21 protein-coding genes are annotated in these 20,633 nt (G+C 41.0%); 4 read left to right on the top strand and 17 right to left on the bottom strand.

The window, feature by feature from the left end:
- Nucleotides 1-106: 106 nt before the first annotated feature.
- A complete protein-coding gene (locus MKY63_RS25155) occupies nucleotides 107-460 on the top strand; it encodes a hypothetical protein (RefSeq protein WP_076213835.1) in 354 nt (117 codons plus the stop codon).
- Nucleotides 461-1,539: 1,079 nt separating this feature from the next.
- On the opposite strand, the gene MKY63_RS25150 is transcribed toward MKY63_RS25155, so the two are convergent.
- The 12 genes from MKY63_RS25150 to MKY63_RS25095 all read right to left on the bottom strand — a co-directional run bounded on the left by MKY63_RS25150 (nucleotide 1,540) and on the right by MKY63_RS25095 (nucleotide 12,227).
- Nucleotides 1,540-2,067, bottom strand: coding sequence for a putative immunity protein (locus MKY63_RS25150; RefSeq protein WP_339810182.1), 528 nt, complete (start codon nucleotides 2,065-2,067; stop codon nucleotides 1,540-1,542).
- Between the two features lie 15 nt (nucleotides 2,068-2,082).
- Nucleotides 2,083-3,960, bottom strand: coding sequence for an asparagine synthase (glutamine-hydrolyzing) (gene asnB, locus MKY63_RS25145; RefSeq protein WP_339810181.1), 1,878 nt, complete (start codon nucleotides 3,958-3,960; stop codon nucleotides 2,083-2,085).
- A gap of 147 nt (nucleotides 3,961-4,107) precedes the next feature.
- Complete coding sequence (locus MKY63_RS25140; RefSeq protein WP_339810180.1) at nucleotides 4,108-5,046, bottom strand: alpha/beta hydrolase; 939 nt, start codon at nucleotides 5,044-5,046, stop codon at nucleotides 4,108-4,110.
- A gap of 279 nt (nucleotides 5,047-5,325) precedes the next feature.
- Nucleotides 5,326-5,538 (bottom strand): DUF896 domain-containing protein, encoded by a 213-nt coding sequence (locus MKY63_RS25135; protein ID WP_036676956.1) that lies wholly within the window; start codon nucleotides 5,536-5,538, stop codon nucleotides 5,326-5,328.
- Between the two features lie 62 nt (nucleotides 5,539-5,600).
- Nucleotides 5,601-6,017, bottom strand: coding sequence for a MarR family transcriptional regulator (locus MKY63_RS25130; protein ID WP_254848917.1), 417 nt, complete (start codon nucleotides 6,015-6,017; stop codon nucleotides 5,601-5,603).
- A 190-nt stretch (nucleotides 6,018-6,207) separates the two neighbouring features.
- On the bottom strand, nucleotides 6,208-7,302 hold the full coding sequence (locus MKY63_RS25125) for a HAMP domain-containing sensor histidine kinase (RefSeq protein WP_339810178.1): 1,095 nt from the start codon (nucleotides 7,300-7,302) through the stop codon (nucleotides 6,208-6,210).
- 81 nt (nucleotides 7,303-7,383) lie between these two features.
- Nucleotides 7,384-8,022 (bottom strand): ABC-2 transporter permease, encoded by a 639-nt coding sequence (locus MKY63_RS25120; RefSeq protein ID WP_036676948.1) that lies wholly within the window; start codon nucleotides 8,020-8,022, stop codon nucleotides 7,384-7,386.
- 17 nt (nucleotides 8,023-8,039) lie between these two features.
- Nucleotides 8,040-8,675: an ABC-2 transporter permease gene (locus MKY63_RS25115; protein ID WP_339810175.1), complete on the bottom strand. Its 636-nt coding sequence runs from the start codon at nucleotides 8,673-8,675 to the stop codon at nucleotides 8,040-8,042.
- Nucleotides 8,668-9,537, bottom strand: a complete 870-nt coding sequence (locus MKY63_RS25110) for an ABC transporter ATP-binding protein (protein ID WP_339810173.1) — start codon at nucleotides 9,535-9,537, stop codon at nucleotides 8,668-8,670. Before MKY63_RS25110 ends, MKY63_RS25115 begins: the two co-directional genes overlap by 8 nt.
- Entirely contained in the window at nucleotides 9,534-9,914 is a 381-nt protein-coding gene (locus tag MKY63_RS25105; protein WP_042188506.1) for a GntR family transcriptional regulator, read from the bottom strand. Before MKY63_RS25105 ends, MKY63_RS25110 begins: the two co-directional genes overlap by 4 nt.
- Before the next feature lie 156 nt (nucleotides 9,915-10,070).
- Nucleotides 10,071-10,748, bottom strand: a complete 678-nt coding sequence (locus MKY63_RS25100) for a succinylglutamate desuccinylase/aspartoacylase family protein (RefSeq protein ID WP_339810171.1) — start codon at nucleotides 10,746-10,748, stop codon at nucleotides 10,071-10,073.
- A gap of 180 nt (nucleotides 10,749-10,928) precedes the next feature.
- Nucleotides 10,929-12,227 carry an alpha-glucosidase/alpha-galactosidase gene (locus MKY63_RS25095; protein WP_036676934.1) on the bottom strand — a complete coding sequence of 433 codons (1,299 nt, stop codon included), beginning with the start codon at nucleotides 12,225-12,227 and terminating at the stop codon, nucleotides 10,929-10,931.
- A gap of 257 nt (nucleotides 12,228-12,484) precedes the next feature.
- On the opposite strand from MKY63_RS25095, the gene MKY63_RS25090 reads away from it, so the two are divergent.
- Entirely contained in the window at nucleotides 12,485-13,348 is an 864-nt protein-coding gene (locus MKY63_RS25090; RefSeq protein ID WP_339810169.1) for an AraC family transcriptional regulator, read from the top strand.
- A 10-nt stretch (nucleotides 13,349-13,358) separates the two neighbouring features.
- Here MKY63_RS25090 and MKY63_RS25085 read toward each other — a convergent pair whose 3' ends face one another.
- Nucleotides 13,359-13,889: a GrpB family protein gene (locus MKY63_RS25085; protein ID WP_339810167.1), complete on the bottom strand. Its 531-nt coding sequence runs from the start codon at nucleotides 13,887-13,889 to the stop codon at nucleotides 13,359-13,361.
- A gap of 39 nt (nucleotides 13,890-13,928) precedes the next feature.
- Complete coding sequence (locus MKY63_RS25080) at nucleotides 13,929-15,149, bottom strand: MFS transporter (protein WP_339810165.1); 1,221 nt, start codon at nucleotides 15,147-15,149, stop codon at nucleotides 13,929-13,931.
- Nucleotides 15,150-15,337: 188 nt separating this feature from the next.
- Here MKY63_RS25080 and MKY63_RS25075 point away from each other — a divergent pair, with 188 nt between their 5' ends.
- Nucleotides 15,338-16,117, top strand: a complete 780-nt coding sequence (locus MKY63_RS25075; RefSeq protein WP_076316472.1) for a GNAT family N-acetyltransferase — start codon at nucleotides 15,338-15,340, stop codon at nucleotides 16,115-16,117.
- 24 nt (nucleotides 16,118-16,141) lie between these two features.
- On the top strand, nucleotides 16,142-16,450 hold the full coding sequence (locus tag MKY63_RS25070; protein ID WP_036676925.1) for a DUF4190 domain-containing protein: 309 nt from the start codon (nucleotides 16,142-16,144) through the stop codon (nucleotides 16,448-16,450).
- A gap of 76 nt (nucleotides 16,451-16,526) precedes the next feature.
- Here the strand turns inward: MKY63_RS25070 and MKY63_RS25065 are convergent, their stop codons facing one another.
- From MKY63_RS25065 to MKY63_RS25055, 3 genes are read right to left on the bottom strand one after another with little or no spacing between them, the layout of a single operon-like run.
- Nucleotides 16,527-17,717, bottom strand: a complete 1,191-nt coding sequence (locus MKY63_RS25065; RefSeq protein WP_076273240.1) for a Ger(x)C family spore germination protein — start codon at nucleotides 17,715-17,717, stop codon at nucleotides 16,527-16,529.
- Nucleotides 17,710-18,813 (bottom strand): GerAB/ArcD/ProY family transporter, encoded by a 1,104-nt coding sequence (locus MKY63_RS25060; protein WP_076106749.1) that lies wholly within the window; start codon nucleotides 18,811-18,813, stop codon nucleotides 17,710-17,712. The genes MKY63_RS25065 and MKY63_RS25060 overlap by 8 nt, the downstream gene beginning before the upstream one ends.
- A gap of 37 nt (nucleotides 18,814-18,850) precedes the next feature.
- Nucleotides 18,851-20,521: a spore germination protein gene (locus MKY63_RS25055; protein ID WP_036677387.1), complete on the bottom strand. Its 1,671-nt coding sequence runs from the start codon at nucleotides 20,519-20,521 to the stop codon at nucleotides 18,851-18,853.
- Nucleotides 20,522-20,633 lie beyond the last annotated feature (112 nt).

Raw genomic sequence — 20,633 nt, 5'->3', positions numbered from 1 at the left:
CAATCCATACACGATAGCAGCCGTCTAGATGATCGGCTGTCTTTTTATTAAGCTAACGGCCACCCGTTAACTTTACCCTTTTAAGTACCGTAGCCGAAGTAGAATATTGTTACGCCATCCCGATCATACGATCGAGGAAGAAAGTGCTCCAATTTCAGCCATTCTGAAAGAAACCAAAAGAATGAGCAACATGGTAGACGGCCTACTTCTTCTGGCAAGAGGCGATTCACATGAGGAAGTTATCTCATGCACACCTGTTCGTATTGACGGGATCATTAAAGAGATCGCCAAAAAAATGGAGCCAATAATGGATTACAGGCAGTTGCGGGTACAGCTTCATGTCGAAGGCTCGGAATTGCTCATGAATGGAGATGAGAATCGTCTCATACAGTTGTTCATGATTTTGTTGGACAATGCCATTAAATTTACGCAGGCGGATGGGCAAATCGATCTTGAGTGAGGCAGGGGAAATCAGTTCTTGTAACCGTCAAGGATAACGGAGTGGGTATTTCGGAACATGAATTACCACTCGTATTTAATCGCTTTTATAAGGGAGATTCCTCTAGAAGTAGAGGGGATCATGGAGCAGGTCTAGGGCTATCGATCGCATGTTGGATCGTCGATCAACATCAAGGTACTGTCCACATTAGCAGCGGGGTAGGGTGTGGTACGACAGTTATGATTCGTTTTCCGGTGATTAGTTAAATAATAATAGTACTCTTCAAAAGAGACTTACAATTGTTGTCGGGACTTTTGGGGATATCTATAGAACGCAGCAAAGTTCTTTATTATCTAATCTTTTCAAAAAAGAAGAAATTAGTACATACTGTGTGCAATAAGCGAAGAAGATTATCTGGCTTCGCTACCGGTTATTAGCGCATATAAACAAAGGGTGATTATCGCTCAATGTTTAACTTGGATGTGATGCCTTGTAGGAATTTCAAAAAAACCGTTGAATCAGCTCAACGGTTTTTTTGAATGCATTTGTGTGTCGTCCTATAAGTGGTTGATGAAACTCTGAGCAATTGATATGGCCAGTCGAAATCGCAAGGCTCTAATTAATGATGTGGTTATTGCTCGGAACTCGAAAGAGGAAGTGATAAATAGATCAAATAATATAAACCCCTAGATTGTGACACAAAATCCATATAGATCTATGTATAGTCTAAGTAGAATGCATCTTAGTGACATATGTACAAAATACGGGTTTTGTGAGGAAGTAGTATATAAATTAAAGGAACCAACCAATTTGATGCAAATTATTGCCAATTTACTGTCTATTAATGATTATCTAATCAATGTTCAAACCTGTTCAAAATAACTGCCCTTTCATAAGCAATTGATTCTTATTTAGTAATCGATTTATCTTAAACGAGTATTAAGCTTTAAAGCCCATCAAGTCTCGCATAAAACTTTAAGTGCTGATAATGTTTTTATTGTTGCATTAGATTACATAACTCTTGATTATATAAATTTACTATTACCATTATTTAACTTTTATAATCATCCTCATACATGTTCATCTTTAAAGCTTTAATTTCAAAGCAACTCTTCAGCTATCCTTAATTGTCTTTCCCGTTCTTTAGTAGCTGCCTCTGCAACTGAAGAATGATCTGATATGTAATTCACCAGTTTTACTGCATAGTCACTGCAAACCATAGCGTGTCCTCGCATATGTCCAGTTGCTATGGCTTGTGCAAAAGAACGGGCAGCATACTTACTAGCCTCGGTTGTGGACTCTTTGGCCAATTCATTGACTATGAATCCAACTTTTCTTAAATCAAAGGCTCTAATCTCACCAGTTATACGCTTTTCTAGCGTTTCTATACCTAAATCAATCCGCGGGTCATTTACAAGCTGCTGGTCCAGATGATCCAGGTGCTCAACTGCTACTTTCAAAGCCCATTTGGCCAGAAACTTCTGCGGCAGCTCTTCAAGCGTTTCTTCAAGCCGATTTCTTAATTCATGGTTATCTACAATCTTTATCTTTGGACTACTATAAGTAAACATGTTAGTTTCTCTTAATTGCTGTTCATGTTTATTCCATGCATATTCCTCAATATTCAACGAATCACTCCCCCATTACAAAACGGCACTATTTAATTGCTTCAGATCTTCTTTTATAAAAAGAGTGTACCATACTGAAAAAATGTAAATTAGCCATATTCTACGCGAATAGTCGCCTTTATTACTCCGATGCTGGGTAAACATCTCTTCGATGATATTCATATTGAATATTTCTTCAATGCCACTATATCGTATTTGTTCGAACATTATATCTGAAATTGGAGTTTTGAGCCAATCACGAATGGGTACGGGAAATCCTAGTTTCGGGCGATTCACAATAGCTTCCGGAACGATTCCTTCCATAGCTTTACGCAAAGCAAGTTTTGTTGTTTTTTGCCCAATCCGATTGGACACAGGTATTTTACTAGCCGTTTCGAAAACCTCTTTATCTAAAAATGGGACTCTTAATTCTAATGAATGTGCCATGGATAGCTTATCTGCTTTTGATAAAATGTCTCCAGGTAACCAAAAATTCATATCAATAAACTGCATTCTTGTCGTAGGGTCTAGGTGAGCTGTCTTATCATAAAAAGGCTTAACGATATCCGCGGGATGTAAAAAGCTATGCTGAGCGTGTACCGATTCGTGGAGCAAATTCATCTTGCCGGTTTTGTTAAAGATGTTCGCATTACCGAAAAAACGTTCTTCTAAAGGTGTCAGACCCCGAAGCAAATAATTTTTTCCATAAAAATGATAGGGATATACGGATAATGATTTTCGTAACGAATCCTTTATAAAGTTAGGCATCCAGGTTATCGGTCTTAAAGCATTTGGCTCTCTATAGATTCTGTATCCTCCGAATAATTCGTCAGCACCTTCCCCTGATAAGACAACCGTAACATGTTCTTTGGCAAGCTGGTTTAGATGATAGAGTGCAATGGCAGAAGGATCCGCTACAGGTTCATCTAGATGCCAGACCGTTTTCGGGATACTTTCAAAAAAGTCTTTTTGCGATAAGATGTGAAAATAATGATCTGTCCCCAGTTTGGCTGCTGTTTGATTTGCAATGATTGTTTCATTGTTCAACCCTTCAAATCCAATTGAAAAGGTTTTGGTGGATTCTTCTGTTCTCATCATTGCAGCTATAGCTGTAGAGTCAATTCCACTGGACAAAAAACATCCTCTATTCACATCACTTTGTAAATGAAGGTTTACAGACTCTTTCAATTTCCACTGAATTTCTTCTGCGTAGTCTGCTAAAGATCGTACTACCGGTTGAAAATGGGGTTCCCAATATTTCTCGATCTTCATTTCACCTTCCGAGTTAACAAATACTCGCTCTGCAGGTCCTAATTTATGAATGTGTTCAAACATCGTATCAGGATGCGGGACATACTGAAAAGTTAAGTAGCTGAATAAACTTTGATACTGAAGCTTTCTGGGTACCCCTTGCACTGCAAGTATGCTTTTAATTTCCGAAGCAAATAAAAGATTATTTTCGTCTTTGTAATAATAAAAAGGCTTGATCCCGAAATGATCTCTAGCAGCAAAAAGAGATTGTTCCTTAAGATCCCAAATCGCAAAACTAAACATTCCACGTAAATGATGGACACAGTCCTTGCCGTATTCCTCAAATAAATGCACAATGACCTCTGTATCTGATTGCGTCTGAAAGTGATGTCCCTTTAGCTTAAGTTGATCTCGTAGTGTTTTATAATTATAGATTTCACCATTAAAAATAATCCAAAGAGTACGATCTTCATTCGTCATCGGTTGATTGCCATCACGTAAATCAATTACAGACAATCTGCGAAAACCAAGTCCAATGCGAGAATCGAGCCATACTCCCTCATGATTGGGACCTCGGTGATTCATAACCCCTGTCATTTGTTTTAAGATTTCTTCATGTGGTGGCTGTCCATTATATTTTAATATTCCTGCTATTCCACACATACTCTGGCAGTCCTTCCTATTATAAAGATTAGGATATAGAGTGCCCATAATTGCTTTGATAAATTTATCATTTTTTTCTAAAGGATTCACTTATTTGAAAATATAAAAAAAGAAAAGCCTGTATTAGCAGGCTTTTCTCATTCATTTTTACTTTATCTCTCCCAGAAAGCTTCTAAAGTTCTCGACAATGTCTTTAGATCGGGTATGGTGCAAATAATGCTCCCCATCAAGCAACATCAATTTCCCGTGTAAGGAGTCTTTAATCTGTTCTTTATGCAGGGATTCCCAGCCTGGAACATCCGTATTGTCTTTCACTAGGAAGAAAATAACAGGAAGATCTTTAGGGAAATTTAATGTTTCCGTGGCTTTGAAATTGCTTTTAAAATGCTCTGCTTCGCTGATGATATTAGGATTCATCATGTTTTTAAGTGAAATCATTCTATTTTGTTCTTTAGTTTCCTCATCATCACTTGGTGTAACGATTTGGGCCGGGTTGAGTTTTACCAGCAATCGCATAAATCCTGATTTTTTAAGCAGCTTATAGGTTCCTGATGGAAATTCTTCATCGTTGCCCCCTTGTGTGGGTACGCTGCTGTCGATGCCTACGAATGCACTAACTTCGTTTTCGTATTTGTTCACATAGTCCAGTCCGTAAATTCCTGCTATAGAGTGTCCCATCAGAATATAACGATCTATCTTTAATTCTTGTAAAGCTTCATGAAGCTCACTCACTATATTGTCGACCGTTCGTTCTTTTGTGGTGACATCACTTAGTCCATAACCAAACGGCTCAACTACTACAACTTTATAGAAAGGAGTCAGTTCATCTACAAGTGGTTTGAAATCAATTACGGGTGATGCGGTTCCAAACCCTGGGAGTAACACGACCGTTTCCTTGCCTTGCCCTTGTATGGTTACATTCATCTTTTTCCCGTCGACAGGTACAAGCTGACCATAGGGTTCTATTTTTCCTTTCTCCACTTTATTGCTGATCACATTGACTGTAAAAACGATGACCAGAAAAAGTGCTAGGAGGATGACTATAGCGACTATTACTTTAAGTAAAATTAATAATGTTTTCTTCATACTTTCATTTCCTTCCTTGATGTTTCTTTTAGTTTCTCCAACTTCTGCACCCCTTCTTGTTATCCCTTATCTTTTGTCTATTCCATTCTATCAATCCAGTCTTAGATCCTGTGTAACGCAAGTTTAATTGATTCTTAACTTTCAACAGCCCCTAATGATAACGATTTAAGCTTCTGTTAAGATTGGAATAACAAAAAAACACCTTTAGTTATCCGTCGATTAACCATAGGCCAATTCAACGTTTTCTAAAGGTGTAGTTTCCACTTATTAGTTCATTGATTATTTACGCGCTGCACGAAGCTTCTCAGGAGTTACATCGTTTCCATCCGGATCTAAAATTGTCACTCCAGAAAGACTGTTACGAACTTGTCCACGAATTTCACGCAGGTAGTCTTCACGCAATGCGATCTGTTCAACCCATTCGCCTTGTGTCAGACCTACTTCACGTTCTTTCTTAGCTAATTCATTGATGCGAGTCAAACTTGTAATCATCTATGTTCCTCTTTTCTTAGTTTTAATTAGCTTACTAACGGTTATGGCGATTAGTTCCAGATTCAAGCTAAATTATCAGCCATTTGTTTCATAAGTCTTCTTAATAATAAACGTTCTTCAGGTATAATTCCGGCTAGTAATTTATCCAGCTGTTTGTTCCAGATCTGTTCCACAGGTTCGCAGAGATTACGTCCGGCTGGGGTTAGATACACTCGGCTAACTCTGCCATCTTCAGGATCTCTTTTTCGAACAACAAACCCATGATTTTCAAGAGATTTCACCATATTTGTTATGGTTGGAGGCTCACAATTCAAGCGTTCACTTAGCTGTATCTGTGTCATTCCATCTGTTCTCCATAACCGGCATAATAACTGTTCTTGACCCACATGAAGATTAAGTTCTCTAAGCAGCTCTGCATAATCTCTACGCATTTCCGCTGATATTCTATCCAGTAGTTCCCTTATCTCATCTTCTATCACAGATATTTCCTCCGTACTGCCTTACAAATTACTTAGCAAGCTAATAATATCACGATTTATTAAAAATTTCAAATAAATGTCCGTAACGTTCATCCTGTTTGCTGACCAAACCATTAAAAAAGGAGTAAAACCACAAGATCACGTAGATCTTGTGGTTTTACTCCTGCCCAGTCAACACTTGACTTCGTTCTCAATTATTTTGTGGAAGCCGCACTTCAAACATCGTCCGCACTACACTGCTTTGTGCAGAAACTGTTCCAGCATGTTGTTCCACAACGTTTTTAGTGATAAATAAGCCCAGTCCCGTACTCCCTGTGGGATGCGTTCGCGCTCGATCCCCGGTGTAGAACATATCAAAAATACGCGGCAGCTCTTCCGGATCAATACAATCTCCATAGTTAATAATCTCAATAACGACTTCGTTTTCTTCTAAATACCCATGAATATCAATAAATTGACCGTCGCTTCCGTATCGCGCTGCGTTAGTGAGAAGATTCTCAAATACACGTGCCAGCAGCTCACCGTCACCCTCTATCTTCAGAGGTTGGGTTACATCCAAGCGGGAAGTAAGACCATTTTTCTCAAAAACGGGATATAACTCTTCATTTAATTGTAAAAGAAGCTCACTAAGGTCGATCGAGGTTTTCTCAAGCGTAAGCTTACCGTAGTTCATTCTTGTAATTTCAAATAGCTCATCAATTAATTTTTCCAAACGTTGAGATTTAGTATAAGCAATCGTTGTGTAATGTCTGGTCTGTTCTGGCGTTAATTCATTGTCCTTAAGGATAAAATCCAAATAACCTATAACTGAGGTAAGTGGAGTACGCAGATCATGTGCCAGATTTAACACAAGTTGATCTTTACTGCTCTCCGCAAAGTCTCCCCGCTCAATAGCTTCCTGAAGATGATCAATAGCCAGATTGATATCATGGCCAATAAGGCCGAATTCATCTTTAGAAGGGATATCCACCCGCTCCGAGAAATCACCCGACGCCAGCTGATGGATCCCTTTCGAGATTTCCTTGAAATAATTTGCATATGGTTTAGTAAATATAAAAAAGAATAAGATGGCCAAAGGAATGAAGATAATCAAAAACGCATTAACATCACCGATATCCCGCATCAAGTAGCGAACTTTAGTCAATGGATTTTCTAATAAGACCTCTGATCGATAATATCTCTGCAGAATTTTATAGATTGAAAAGGTAATTCCACCGGATACAAGCATACTGGCCATCAGCAGCATAATCATTTTTGTACGAAAGCTATAAATCATTTTAGGCATTGGTTGTATACCCTTCCCCTACTATTTATCTTTGTAGTGACAATGGTATATGAATTCATTCAAAATCTCAAATCCTTCGAATCAAAGATCTTTCCGCACAAAAATCCGCAGAGAAATGATATATGAACAGCTAAGCAAGAATATATAAGCCAGCCCTAGGATTATAAAGGGAATGACCGTACCTTTCACTCCAAAACTTAGCCATCTGTTCACATCAGGTATCCACTGGATCAAAAAGCTAAACACGTTCGGGCCAAACATAACAATCATCATAAATACAAGATTAACCACTTGTGCCCCCTTTGCCCCTAACCAGTAATGAATCGGTAAATAAAGCATCGCAAGGAGAGGGAAAATAGATATCGTAATACCAACCTCTTGCCAAAAATGAGGGGTTACGGCTTTACCTGTCACAACAATCAGGAGATAGGTAAAGGCCGTTGCTGCCAGCCCGACAAGAGCAAACGGAAGGATCGAAAAATATTTGGCCCGGACAAGCTCTTGTCTCCGTACAGGGAGATTAACGAGAAACCGTTGCGTCATCTGCTGAGTATCCATTGAACAGGAGCTTATCAATAACAGCATAGGTGGCATTACCGTAAATAAACTGAAGCTATGATAGTTTGAGTATGCTATGAAAATAAAGAAAGGGATTAGCAGCATCAGAAATTTACGCAAAAGAATGAAGTCTTTTTGAATTAAAAAAAATGATTTATACACTTTACGTCCTCCTTAGCTTATAACTCTTCCTTGCTAAACAATCGTAGTGAAATCCTATAAGAGCAGTACAATATGAATAGATAAACAATCCCTGTCAAACCAATCGGCACCAGATGATCCTGCAGCTTTAAATGGGTAATTGTTAAGAAAAAGGATGAATTTGAGAGTGAAGATCCAGTGTTTAGGGTGGTAATCGTTATTACTACATTAAAAAGGATATTGAAGTAATAGTTTTTGGAACCAAGCCAATAATGAATCGGCAGATAAATAGACGCAGTCAAAGGAATCAACAGTAATGTTAAAGATACCCCTATCCAATAAAACGGGCTAATGGAATATCCAAATGAAAAGGAAATTAGTAACAAAGCTAAAGAGCAAACCAAACCGATGAAACAATAAGGAACAAGTGATAAGTATTTAGCCAAGATAATCTCTTGCCGTCTTACTGGCAACCCTATAACAAACTTTGTGTTGTTATTCTGTGCATCCATAGAACAGGAGTATACGAGCAACAGTAAAGATTGAAATGTAGCAAACATGCTGGAGTTATCCAGTTGAACATATGCAATAAACAAGATACTCAAGAGAAATATAGGGATAAAATTCCGCAGTAGGATAAAATCTTTTCGAATCAGCAAAAAGAGGTTAAACATACAAAGCGTTTCCCTTTACCGTAAAATACATGATTTCTTCCAGGGTAGGTGTTTCGCATATGGCATGATCTCTAAAGAAGTGTTCCCCCTCAGAGCGATTGTTCAGAAGCCCCTCGAAACCAACTTCCGTCTCTCTAAGCCCGATGAACCATTTTCGCACATCCCGATCAAGCAACTCTTTGTTGCCTTTAACCATCATATATTTGTTGGCTAGTGATTCCTTCATTTCATTAAATACTAGGCGCCCTTCGTTCACAAAAACAATATAGTCCGCGATCCGATCCAAATCAGTCGTATTATGCGTTGAAAAAAGAATAGACTTCTTTTCATCCTGGATATGCTCACTAAGCAAATCAAGCAACTCTCTTCGGAATATAGGATCAAGTCCTGCAGTAGGTTCATCCATAATGAGCAGATCTGCACCATGTGATAAGGCAATGGCGAGTGAATACTTCATTTTCATTCCTTTGGAGAGCTCCTTAATCTTTTTCCGCGGGGAAAGCTTGAACATCTCTATGTATTTCCTATACGTTTCTTGATCCCAACGACTATAAAAAGGAGCAATAATCTTACTCATCTGATCGATGGTTAATTGATCGTAAAAGTAATTCTCATCGGAGACATAGCCAATCCGATCCTTATTCTCTGCTTCATGGATAGACATCTCTTGATCAAAAATCTTGACGCTGCCGTGATCAGGAAACACCATCCCCATCATCATTTTAATTAATGTTGTTTTCCCTGCCCCATTCGGTCCAATTAACCCCGTGATATACCCTTCCTTGATACCGAACGTAAGTTCGCATAGGCTAAAATGGCCATATTTTTTAGAAATTTGGTCCAATTGAATGACTTCTTTCATTCTGTCTCCTCCTCATAAAGCAATTTCAACATCTCACTAAACTCAGCAAAATCAATCCCCAGCATTTTACTCTCGTCGATAATCTCCTTCATTTTGTTCTCCATAATCCGTAGCCGTTGTTCCCGAATAAACTCCTGATCTGCACCAGAAACAAAGGAACCTTTCCCCACAATTGAATTGATAAGCCCTTCTCTCTCCAGTTCTTCATAGGCTCGTTTCGTTGTAATTACGCTAATCTGCAGCTCTTTGGCTAATAGCCGGATAGAAGGTAATGGGGTGCCAGACACTAACTCTCCTTGCAGAATCATCTGGCGGATCTGGCTGACAATCTGTGCATAGATGGGTTCACCGGAAGTGTTGGATATCAATATGTTCATGGAATCGTGCCCTCACTCCTAGTTTATGTGTTATCAATGTATATATGTAATATATACACTATACTCAATGTTGTCAATTACCTTTCTTGTATCGGCAAAAAAGCTGATTCCTAGGATCTAAGAACCAGCTTACACAGTTATCAGATATTTTCTCCATCACAATAATCCAGCACTTTTTAAAAAACGGCTAACAATATCTATCTGATAGCGAATCCGTAGCTCACGATCAAGGCTCCAGCAGGTTTCCACAGTAAATGCTTTAGCCCCTAATATACGGGTAACGGCTGCCCTTGAGGAGCCGGGGCGCTCCCGTAAACGGATATTAAAATGATAAGCGGTTTTGGGAATCGTTCGATTAATGCCTTTGATGACACGTTTTGCTGTACCTATTCCTCGGCTTCCCGGAGTGACGATGATCGACTGGCCAAGTCGCTTCGGATTTTTTTGTGACAACCCATTTGCTTCATGAAGATCCAGAAACCAGGTGGGACGATATCTTAGTACTAGCTGTAGCAAAGCTGAAGCTAATGGATGTTTTGCCACTACTTTGTTAGAACGTGGAAAGGTGCGATTTAAATCGGGTACACCTCTGATCCGTTTGCGGTAAGCTTTTTGATTCATTAGAGGTACTACAATGATCGTGCCCCGGTGTATATACAACCTTCTCTGGTTAAAACGTTCTACAATGAGTTGTGCGGCACGAATACTTCCTGTCTCATTCCCATGTATCCCCGACACCACCATAAAGACAGGACCAGGAAGCTCACCTCTAATCACATAATAAGGGGTAGCATAAGCTGTGGACGATGCTAAGGTATAGCTTTCAACGATCATAAAGGATCACCTCCACATTTAGATAATCCATATATGTGTATTCCGATGTCCCCCAGTTGTCCTAGACAGATAAGCAAGAAGAAACGACGTTGTCTTTTTTAAAGATAACATTCGTTTTTCGTAGAAATACAATCAAAAAAAGCCTGATTTCTCAGGCTTCCTTAGTCCTAACTAGTTAATTTATTTATACGCTGGGAGCCAGTCTCCATGGGCTGTGATCAGCTCGTCGCACATATTTGTAATGTCATCCATCGACAATTCAGCAGCTGTATGTGGATCGAGCATTGCGGCGTGATAGATATGCTCTTTCTTATGGGTAATCGCTGCTTCGATCGTTAACAATTGTGTATTAATGTTTGTACGATTCAGTGCGGCGCACTGTGGAGGCAGATCTCCCACGTAGGTCGGAGTTACTCCGCTTCTATCTACTAAACAAGGGACCTCTACACATGCTTCATTTGGCAAATTGGTGATAAGACCTGTGTTCATAACATTGCCACCTATTTTGAAAGGCACATTAGTTTCGATGGCTTCCATGATATAAGACGCATATTCATGCGAACGTTCATGTTTAAGTTCTTTGTTATTAACCAATTCTTCCCGCATTTGTTGCCAACGTTCAATTTGATCTACACAGCGGCGTGGATACTCGTCGAGTGGAATTTGAAACCGTTCGATAAGCTCAGGGTAATTACGTTTGATAAAATAAGGATGATACTCTGCGTTATGTTCCGAAGATTCCGTAATGTAGTAACCGAATTTAAGCATCATTTCATAACGGACCATGTCTCCGTGATGTTCTTTTTGCTTCTCAGCGGCACGGCGTTTAATTTCCGGATACAAATCCTCGCCGTCTTTAGTAACCTCCAATAACCAAGCCATATGGTTAATCCCAGCGATCTTAGCCTGAACACCTGTCTGATCCATACCCAGATGCTCGAACAAGCCCGGAATACAATGCTGCACACTATGACATAATCCCACCGTCTTTACACCGCCATAGGTATTCATCACATTGGTCAGAACTGCCATAGGATTCGTATAGTTCATAAAGAGTGCGTCCGGACAAACCTCCCGTACATCCGCAGCAAAGTCCAGCATCACTGGAATAGTACGCAGGTTACGGAATATCCCACCTATGCCAACTGTGTCCGCAATCGTTTGCCGCAAGCCATATTTCTTCGGAATTTCAAAATCTGTGATGGTGCAAGGATCGTAACCTCCCACTTGGATTGCATTAATGACATATTTAGCTCCACGCAAAGCTTCTTTACGATCCGTATAGGATTTCACAACACAAGTGCTGCCGCTGCTCTCTTTTATATTATTAAGCATATTCTCGGAATCTTTAAGGCGTTGCAGATCAATATCATACAGGGCAAGTTCAAACCCTTGCAGGGCTGGCGTTCTCATACAATCTCCCAACACGTTTTTGGCGAATACGGTGCTACCCGCTCCGATAAATGTAATTTTAGACATGTGAAATATTCCTCCTTATAGGTGAGGTGAACGGTGTTAACATCGCAGTTTTATGGAGTAGAGTAAACTATAATTCCCTTATAAACACTAGGATGTTAGATCATAACCGTCTGCTCTCTTCACTAATCACTATAAATGAGAGCGGTCCCAATGAGTATGGAGAAATACAAGAGAAATATGGACGTTTGTTGCATTTGTATATTCAATCCTATACTCTAAATGTATTATAAAAGCAATCTTGGGGAGGTCCTAAGTGAATGGCTTCAGAGCATTATCATTTTACAGCAGGGTTTAATCTGGCTCCCGATGATCATGACCTATCTGTATTATTCAGCGGAGAAGGCAAGCCTGTTCCTGGCCATAAAATGGGCCCCTCTGTTCATGATTACTATCTCATTCATACAGTAATTGATGGTAAAGGTGTTTTTCAAAGTGGCAGTAATTCACAGGGATGTAGTAAGGGGGATACCTTTGTAATTTTTCCGGGTGCGTTATTTAGCTATCAGGCAGACATGGATCGTCCGTGGACATATGTATGGGTGGCCTTACAAGGGGAAGCGGTTGAACAGCTACTACAGGAAGTGGGAATTACAAGGGACAAGCCAATAATCCACTTAGATAACCTAATAGAGATACATAAAATATATGAACATATTCGTTTATCCTTTCAGCAATCTGCTTATCCTCGACTGGAGAGCTTAGAAGCTTCGGGTTGGCTGCGGCTGCTAGTGCACAAATTCGGTATTGCGAACATAAGTTCGCTTTCCTCTCAATCGATAGAATTACCGGATGTTATCGACCGCCAGATCGATCAAGCGATCCGTTGGATTTCTCTGCAGTTTCATCAACAGATCAGTATCGACCATATGGCATCGTCTCTAGGCTATCATAGAGCGCATCTCTCTAAAGTCTTTAAACAAAAGATCGGCATGTCTCCCAAACAATATTTATTAAAGGTTCGTATGGATAACGCAAAAAAACTGCTAGGAGGAACGCTGACCATCGACCAGATCTCTTCCTCGGTCGGTTTCAATGACGCGTTATACTTCTCCAAGCAGTTTCGTAAGTGGAGCGGCATGTCTCCAAGTGAATTTCGAAATCATCTTCGAACGGGCAAATGATTGATCTTTCTTACGTTTCTTTCATGGCTTTAGATAAAATAGAGGTAACAAACGTTGTCTTTCCTTCACAATAAGCATCAATGTCATAACGATGTTGTTCTGCCAGGCGCTGTTTGACCTCTGCATACGCTTGACGCGCTGCTGTATTCGATCGCAGATAGTCTCTGAAAGCGATATGCTCCAAGTAGCCTTTTCCATCCTTAGGGCAAACATACAGATGATATTTCATAAACCCGTCATCCTGAAGTCTTTGAAACGCTTCTCTGCCCTCTATTCCCAAGTTCCCTTGGTGTTTATAACCACGCTGTTGTAAACGTTCGATGATTTGTGGGAGTACATCGTAGCTTTCCATCACAAGATCTAGGTCGATGATAGGTTTAGCAGCCAGCCCTTCAATGGAAGTACTGCCCACATGCTCGATAGAAATAATAAGATCTCCGACATAAGATAAGAGCTGTTCTTTTAATCTATTGAATTCTGCCTTCCACTCTGGGTTATACGGGACAACCTCTATAACTTTCGTCTTCTCAGCGATGATCAAACACCTCCCGGGTATAATAAAAGGTAATATAATACGTTTCTAGCTAATCTCCGGTATATCCTCTTTCTCGATCACTCTATAGACTATCCATATACATAGAGCGGTTACAACAAGCGTTCCCCCCATTAAGCAGACGCCACTCCAGCCCCAATGCTGCCATGCAAAACTTCCCAGCGTGGATCCAATCGCTCCACCTGTAAAAGTGCTGACCATAAAAACAGTATTTATACGACTTCGAGCCGCTGGTTCAAGTGCATATATCCGTGTTTGGTTACTGACCTGTGATCCCTGTACCCCAAGATCCAGAATAATAACTCCTGCAATCAAACTCCAGATTGTAAATCCGGCTAAACCAAAAAATCCGTAAGCAATCAATGTAATTAACAGTAGGATTCCTACAATCTTTTTGGGAGCAATTCTGTCTGCTAACCTCCCGATAAATGGAGCACCAGCAGCACCTGCTACACCAATAAGACCAAACAATCCTGTGATTGAGCTACTGTAGTGATAAGGTTCTCCTTCCAGAAAGAAAGCTAGAGAAGTCCAGAACACACTGAAGCCGCCAAACATGCAAGCCCCAATTAAAGATGACTCACGAAGCGTCGAATATCTGCGAATCAGTTGCCCCATTGATTTCAGCAGATCGGAGTACGAAGAATTATTGTCTGGTTTCGTTGCCGGGATTAGCCGATAAAGAATAAGGGATAGCAATAACATAACTACTGCGGCAATCCAGTACATCGCCCTCCAGCCAAACATATCCCCTATAATTCCGGATATTGTTCTTGCTAGCAGAATACCAAAAAACAATCCGCTCATTACTGTACCTATAACCTTCCCCCGCTCCTCCGGTAAAGCTAACTCAGCCGAGAGAGGAATGATGACCTGCGGCACCACCGTAGTTATGCCGATAGCAAAGCTCGCGATATACATCCAAGTGAGGTTTTGTGCGGTAGCGAAACCAATTAGGGACAGTGATACAGCAATAAGAAGTCCGGATATCAGTGTTCTGCGTTCACGAATGTCACCTAGTGGAACAAAAAATAACATTCCCAGCGCGTAGCCGATTTGAGTAAGCATCGATACATATCCCACTGCGTTAGAGGAAGCATTAAATGTGCGTCCTATCTCAGCTAGGAGCGGCTGATTATAATACATATTTGCCACGCTTAGTCCTGATGCAATGGCTAGAATTAGGATGAATTGCTTAGATAGACCTTCTCCTACACGAACAGCAGCGTCTGTGATAGATTGTGTCATGAAATTATGTGCCTCCGTTCACGTATGCTGCTTCAAACAGCGAGCTTTATTTTCCCTAATATATTATATCAGTCACTGTCAACCTTCTTTTTTCAATAGATTAATGATTAGTAAAAGCAAAAATATAAATATCTGCATAAGTACAATTTATAGTAAAATATATAAATCTGAGCTAGGAGTGGATGGGTGTGCACCAGAACGAACAAATCATAAACAAACTACAAAAGAACCCCTTAAAGAATGTAAGCTTGTTAAAAATGTTAACCTCCTTCTACGAAGTCATGGAAACACATCTAGTTGAGCATGGTGATCAGTGGGGTATTGTATTACTTCTTCCAGCCACAGCATACGCATATGATCATAGGGTATATCCTCAAGCGGATTACATCGTATTTTTGGATTACAGTTGCCCCGATATATTTCCAGCATTACTAACGCTGCTCCCCACAGAGGCGAAGCTTGTTTTTAAACTGCAGGATGTGAAGTACCAAGAGGCACTGTCTGCGCATTTTTCTTTAGAAAAAGTTCGGGGGTTTTTCTCTTACAGCACAACTGAGGGGTTAAGGTATGTTAAGGACAAAGAGGTAACAATCAATCATTCATTTGACGACAGACTACTTCCACTTTGGGCTGCTAACCATTACAATAAGGAAGAAATTGAGGAATATTTCCAAAAAGGAGCGTTTTCCGTTTCAATCTTTCAGGGCGACAATCCGGTTAGTACCTGCCTAGCGTTCCGCAATGAAGAGCAGATCTGGGAAATCGGCGCTGTACATACTTTAGAAGCATTTCAAAGATACGGATACGCGAAAATCGTAGTTCGCACAGCCATACAAGAAACGTTAGAACGAGGCTTTATTCCACGCTATCACGTCCTTGAAAGAAATCAAGCGTCCATTCGTCTAGCTGAATCTATTGGACTTGTCCCTTGTGTGCAGCTAGAGCACTGGATTAACTACATTCAATAACAATTTCTATTGGAGGTGATTTTAATGAGCTATCCACCAAATGACAATTTGAACTATTATCAGCCTCCACCCCCTCCGGCACCAACGAATGGCAAATCAATCGCTGGTTTTGTCTTGGGAATCCTCTCCATTGTTGTGCCTTATATTGGTTTTCTGTTAGGAATTATTGCGATTATTCTATCCGCCTTATCGCTGAAGGAAATCCGTAATCGTTATGAACAAGGCAAAGGCTTAGCGATTGCAGGTCTGGTATGTGGAATTGTGGGCACGCTGATGTACGCAATTATTATATTATTCGTGGTTGTGTTTGTTTTTGCAGCTTCTACTTACTAACCATGAAAAGGATCTCAATAGCCATCATCGGCTGCTGAGATCCTTTTTGAGTTAACACGTTTATCAAGTGAACCCTTCATTCAGTCGTGGAACCAAAATCGGTGATTTTAAGCTTTACATCAAAGGTTAATGGCATCCGAATAAATTCCTCGTCCCAATGATCCTTGACCTTTTTCCAAACCTGCGGTTTTTCTATGCTGAACCAATTTCCGAACCCTGCCACATCTACTTTATAGGTGGAATGCATTTTGTGAATAAGAGCATTAATTTTTTCGGTCAATCTCTCCTCGAATATCTTCTCCAATTCTTTGAAATAGGCAACTTCCGCGGAATGCTCATTATCATCCCAATGCTCAATAAGACGTCCATCAGACTCAATCGCAACATGAAAGGAAAACTTCTCATCAGCAGTCTCCTTCAGTGTAATTTTGCTCTTGACTGATTTAATCTCATAAGTAATTGCTTCGTTTGACTGATCATATGTTTTGATGCTCCCGCCTTTAACATCGCCTTTGATCCAGGCAATACTCTCCACATCCTGTTGGTTCAGATTGCCGATCCAATATCCTGTGTCTCCCTTGATAATACCGGCGCCGGAAAACTCCACCTCACCATTTGCCTCAATAACGTTCTGCAAAACAAAGCTTTGCTTCGAATACATCAATGCATCTAGATTCGACAATGTTATGCCCTTCATAACTTTACTAGTCCTGAAGTGGTTATGGACCATGTCCTCCAGACGAAAAGAAGGAACCTCCTCTGCTGTCGTGTTTAGCGTATCAGACGCACGTCCTTGGCTAAGAAAGATGAGGCAGCTAGGGCGAATATCGTTATCACGCAACAGAAAGTCCATTAGCCGTCGGATTTTCTCTTGTTGTATCAATTTCTCGGATATGACAACAACCTTGAGGTGATGGCCTATAATCGGACGGTTCTTGCGGATCGAAATCTGGCGGAATACTTCAAGCAGGGAATCTCCAGACTCTGAAATATTATGGAAATGAGTTTTGGGTGTTTCACCTTCTTTGCCGGAGTTTCCAATTACATTTTCAGGCACAATTTGTACCGTAGCCGTCAATTTATTATGCTTAAGGTAACTTCCTCCGAGTTCCTCAAATTTCTTTTCGACTGTTTGAGGTTCCCCCTTGTCAAGCGCCAATCCCGTATAAACACTCAAGTCTTCAATTTCCTTACTGCTCCAGCAGCCGGACTGCGTAAGCAGAATCATAAATACCAATAGTAAGCGAATAACCTGCTGTCTAAACATTCTGCTTGAGTCCTTTCTTCCTAATGATTAATACAATCGACAATAACAGTGGCAGCAATATAAAGATCAGCACACCCATATAGCCAATCGCATCACCAAGACTGAAGACATCATTGATGCGTTGAGGGATCATCGTGCAGATGAAGATGATGGGCATTAAAGCGAACATAACCGGATGGATCTTTAGGTGAAACACCTGGGAGATTCCGAGTGACGCATTAAAGAAAAAGCTGCAAAAATTGCAGAACATCTGCATCAGCCAGATAACCAGCAACGGAAATTCAAATCGTTCAAAAAAGAACCCTGAAATTTCAAAGCTCCGCACCAAATCTATCGTCGGCCAGGTGCTGGAGATTACAGAATTAATAGATAAGCCGCCGATAACCATTACAACAGTAACCAAATATAATACAAATGGTATGCTTAAACCAACCAACATTCCCTTGACTGCTTGCTGTGGATGCTCCATAAAGGCCGTCATTGTCATCACAACCTCACAACCGGTAAAGATCAGGATGCTCGATTTCATGCCTCGGATCACCGGGATCATACCTTCACTCAGAAAAGGACGCAAATGCTGGATATCAAATATTCTGGTACTTAAGATATAACAAATTATCAGGATAAAAATACTGATCGGGAATACAATCTGAAACACGCGGGCCATGGAATTAATCCCACCATACACCAAATAAGTGCCCACCCAGATGAACGGCATCACAATCGCCCAGATCGGTGTCCCTTCCAGAAGAAAAAACAATGTTACTTCCGCCAAAACGCGGATTTCGAAACCCGCTATCACAATAAAGTACAGAATCAATATTGTACTCATTACACTGCCTGGAAGATTCCCAACAATTCTTTTAGAATACTGAAAGACAGTCTTCCCTGGAAATTGCTGGCTAAGCTTCACCATAACCAATATCACCAAAGATACGGTGATACCTCCCAGCACTACTGAAATCCAGGCATCGGGAGTCTGTACAGCCTTAACAACATTTCTGGGCAAAGTCAAAATTCCCGCACCTAGCATTGAATTGGTCAAGATTATGGAAGCCTGCGAGGTTGTGATCTTGTCATCAGTTCGTTTGAACACTGTGGTCTCCCCTCTGCTCCTGCTAAGAATACATTCTCTAGGACCTGCGCTTTTTCTTCTGGGTCTTCAGCATCTCCGGTCTTCGCTTCATGATTGATAACGGTGCACGGACGAACAAATCCTTCCAGTCACTTAACCGGAAAGGGGAAATAGGGGTGACGTAAGGAACTCCAAAGCTTGAAAGCCGAGTCAGATGACTGCAAATAAGCAGGAAGAAAAGGATGGTTCCGAACATGCCCAGGACCGCCGCAAATAACATGCCTGCGAATCGTAAGATCCGGAGAGTAATCCCCGCACTGTACATCGGTATGGAAAATGAAGAGATCGCTGTCACGGCTACAACAATTACCAGAAACGGACTCACAATACCAGCCTGTACCGCGGCATCTCCAATGATCAGACCTCCGACAATCCCCATTGCCGGACCTATGGGCTTCGGCAGCCGGATTCCAGCTTCACGCAAGATTTCAATGGAAATTTCCAGAATCAACACTTCAATTAATGCAGGAAAGGGTACACCTTGGCGTGTTTCGATAATGGAGATCGCCAGTTGTGTAGGAATCAGTCCCGGATGAAAGGAGATAAAGGAAATATACAGCGCCGGAGCCAACAGAGCCAGAAATGATGCGCAAAACCGGAGTATCCGCAAAAGTGTACCCGGAATCCAGCGCTCATAATAATCCTCAGGAGACTGCAAAAGCATACTGAACGTCACTGGAACAACGAGTGCAAACGGTGTGCCATCCAGCAAAATAGCGACTCTTCCCTCTAACAAGGAAGCAATTACCCGATCGGGTCTTTCCGTATTCTGTGTCTGCTGAAACGGGCTTAAATAATCATCCTCGATCAACTGTTCCACATAGCCGGATTCCAGAATAAAGTCCATATCAATTTTGGAGATACGTTCCTTCACTTCCTGGAGCAGATCAGGATTTACAATGTTTTTCATATAAGCGATAACCAGGTTCTTCTTGATTTCGCTGCCTACTTCAACCATTTTCATTTCCAGATTCTTATTAAGCCCTTGGCGCCGCAGCATAGAGGTATTCTCACTGAGCACTTCGGTAAAGCCAATCCGAGGCCCCCGCAGCAAAGCCTCTGAGGTCGGCTCAGTAATCGAGCGCACTGCTCCATGCGGAGAACCCACCAGCAACATCTCACACATGCCTTCGACAATCAGCGCAGTGTATCCGAATAGGACAAACTCCTGCAGCTGGTCTAAATCCTTGGCTTCACTGAGCTGAGCTAGCGGGAGCATATTCTGTTTCAAGTAGTTGTATATTCCTTCTGAAGCCTGCGTTTCGCCGGCAAACATCAAATTCTGCAGCACCTGCTGATTGATCAGTTCTTCGTGCTGCATCCCCTCTACATAGACTAATGCGGCACGTGCCTGAATACCTTTAACTGAGAATTCACGAAAATGTACATCACTGTTCTCCCCCAATGCCGTTTTTATCGCTGTCAGATCGGCATCATAGTCCTGAGTAAAAGCAGTAGACACAGGAGGCTGCGGATTTACTTCCCGATTGTCATTCTTCTTCAGTTCCGCATCCTGTGATTTGGCCTCTGTTTCCTTAGAGCGTCCGCTTCCAACATAAAAATACAAATGCCTGTAAAGATAAAAAATCCCTACGGGAAAGAGCAGCGTAATCGCCGCCTGCATAAAAATTGTCCAGTCCGGAATATAAGAGACTATTTTAGGCCACATCGCAATCATCCTCTATAGGAATCTGTTAGTACTATTCTCCTTCCACCCTATTCTTATGCAACATTTGAAACTTAAGGAAAGTTCATTTATCACCATGGGTCCGGACATAACA

It is taken from the genome of Paenibacillus sp. FSL R7-0189 (assembly GCF_037969925.1).
Classification (GTDB): domain Bacteria; phylum Bacillota; class Bacilli; order Paenibacillales; family Paenibacillaceae; genus Paenibacillus_AQ; species Paenibacillus_AQ odorifer.
The sequence above is the reverse complement of the archived record's forward strand: the minus strand, read 5'-3'. Positions and strand labels throughout refer to the sequence as shown.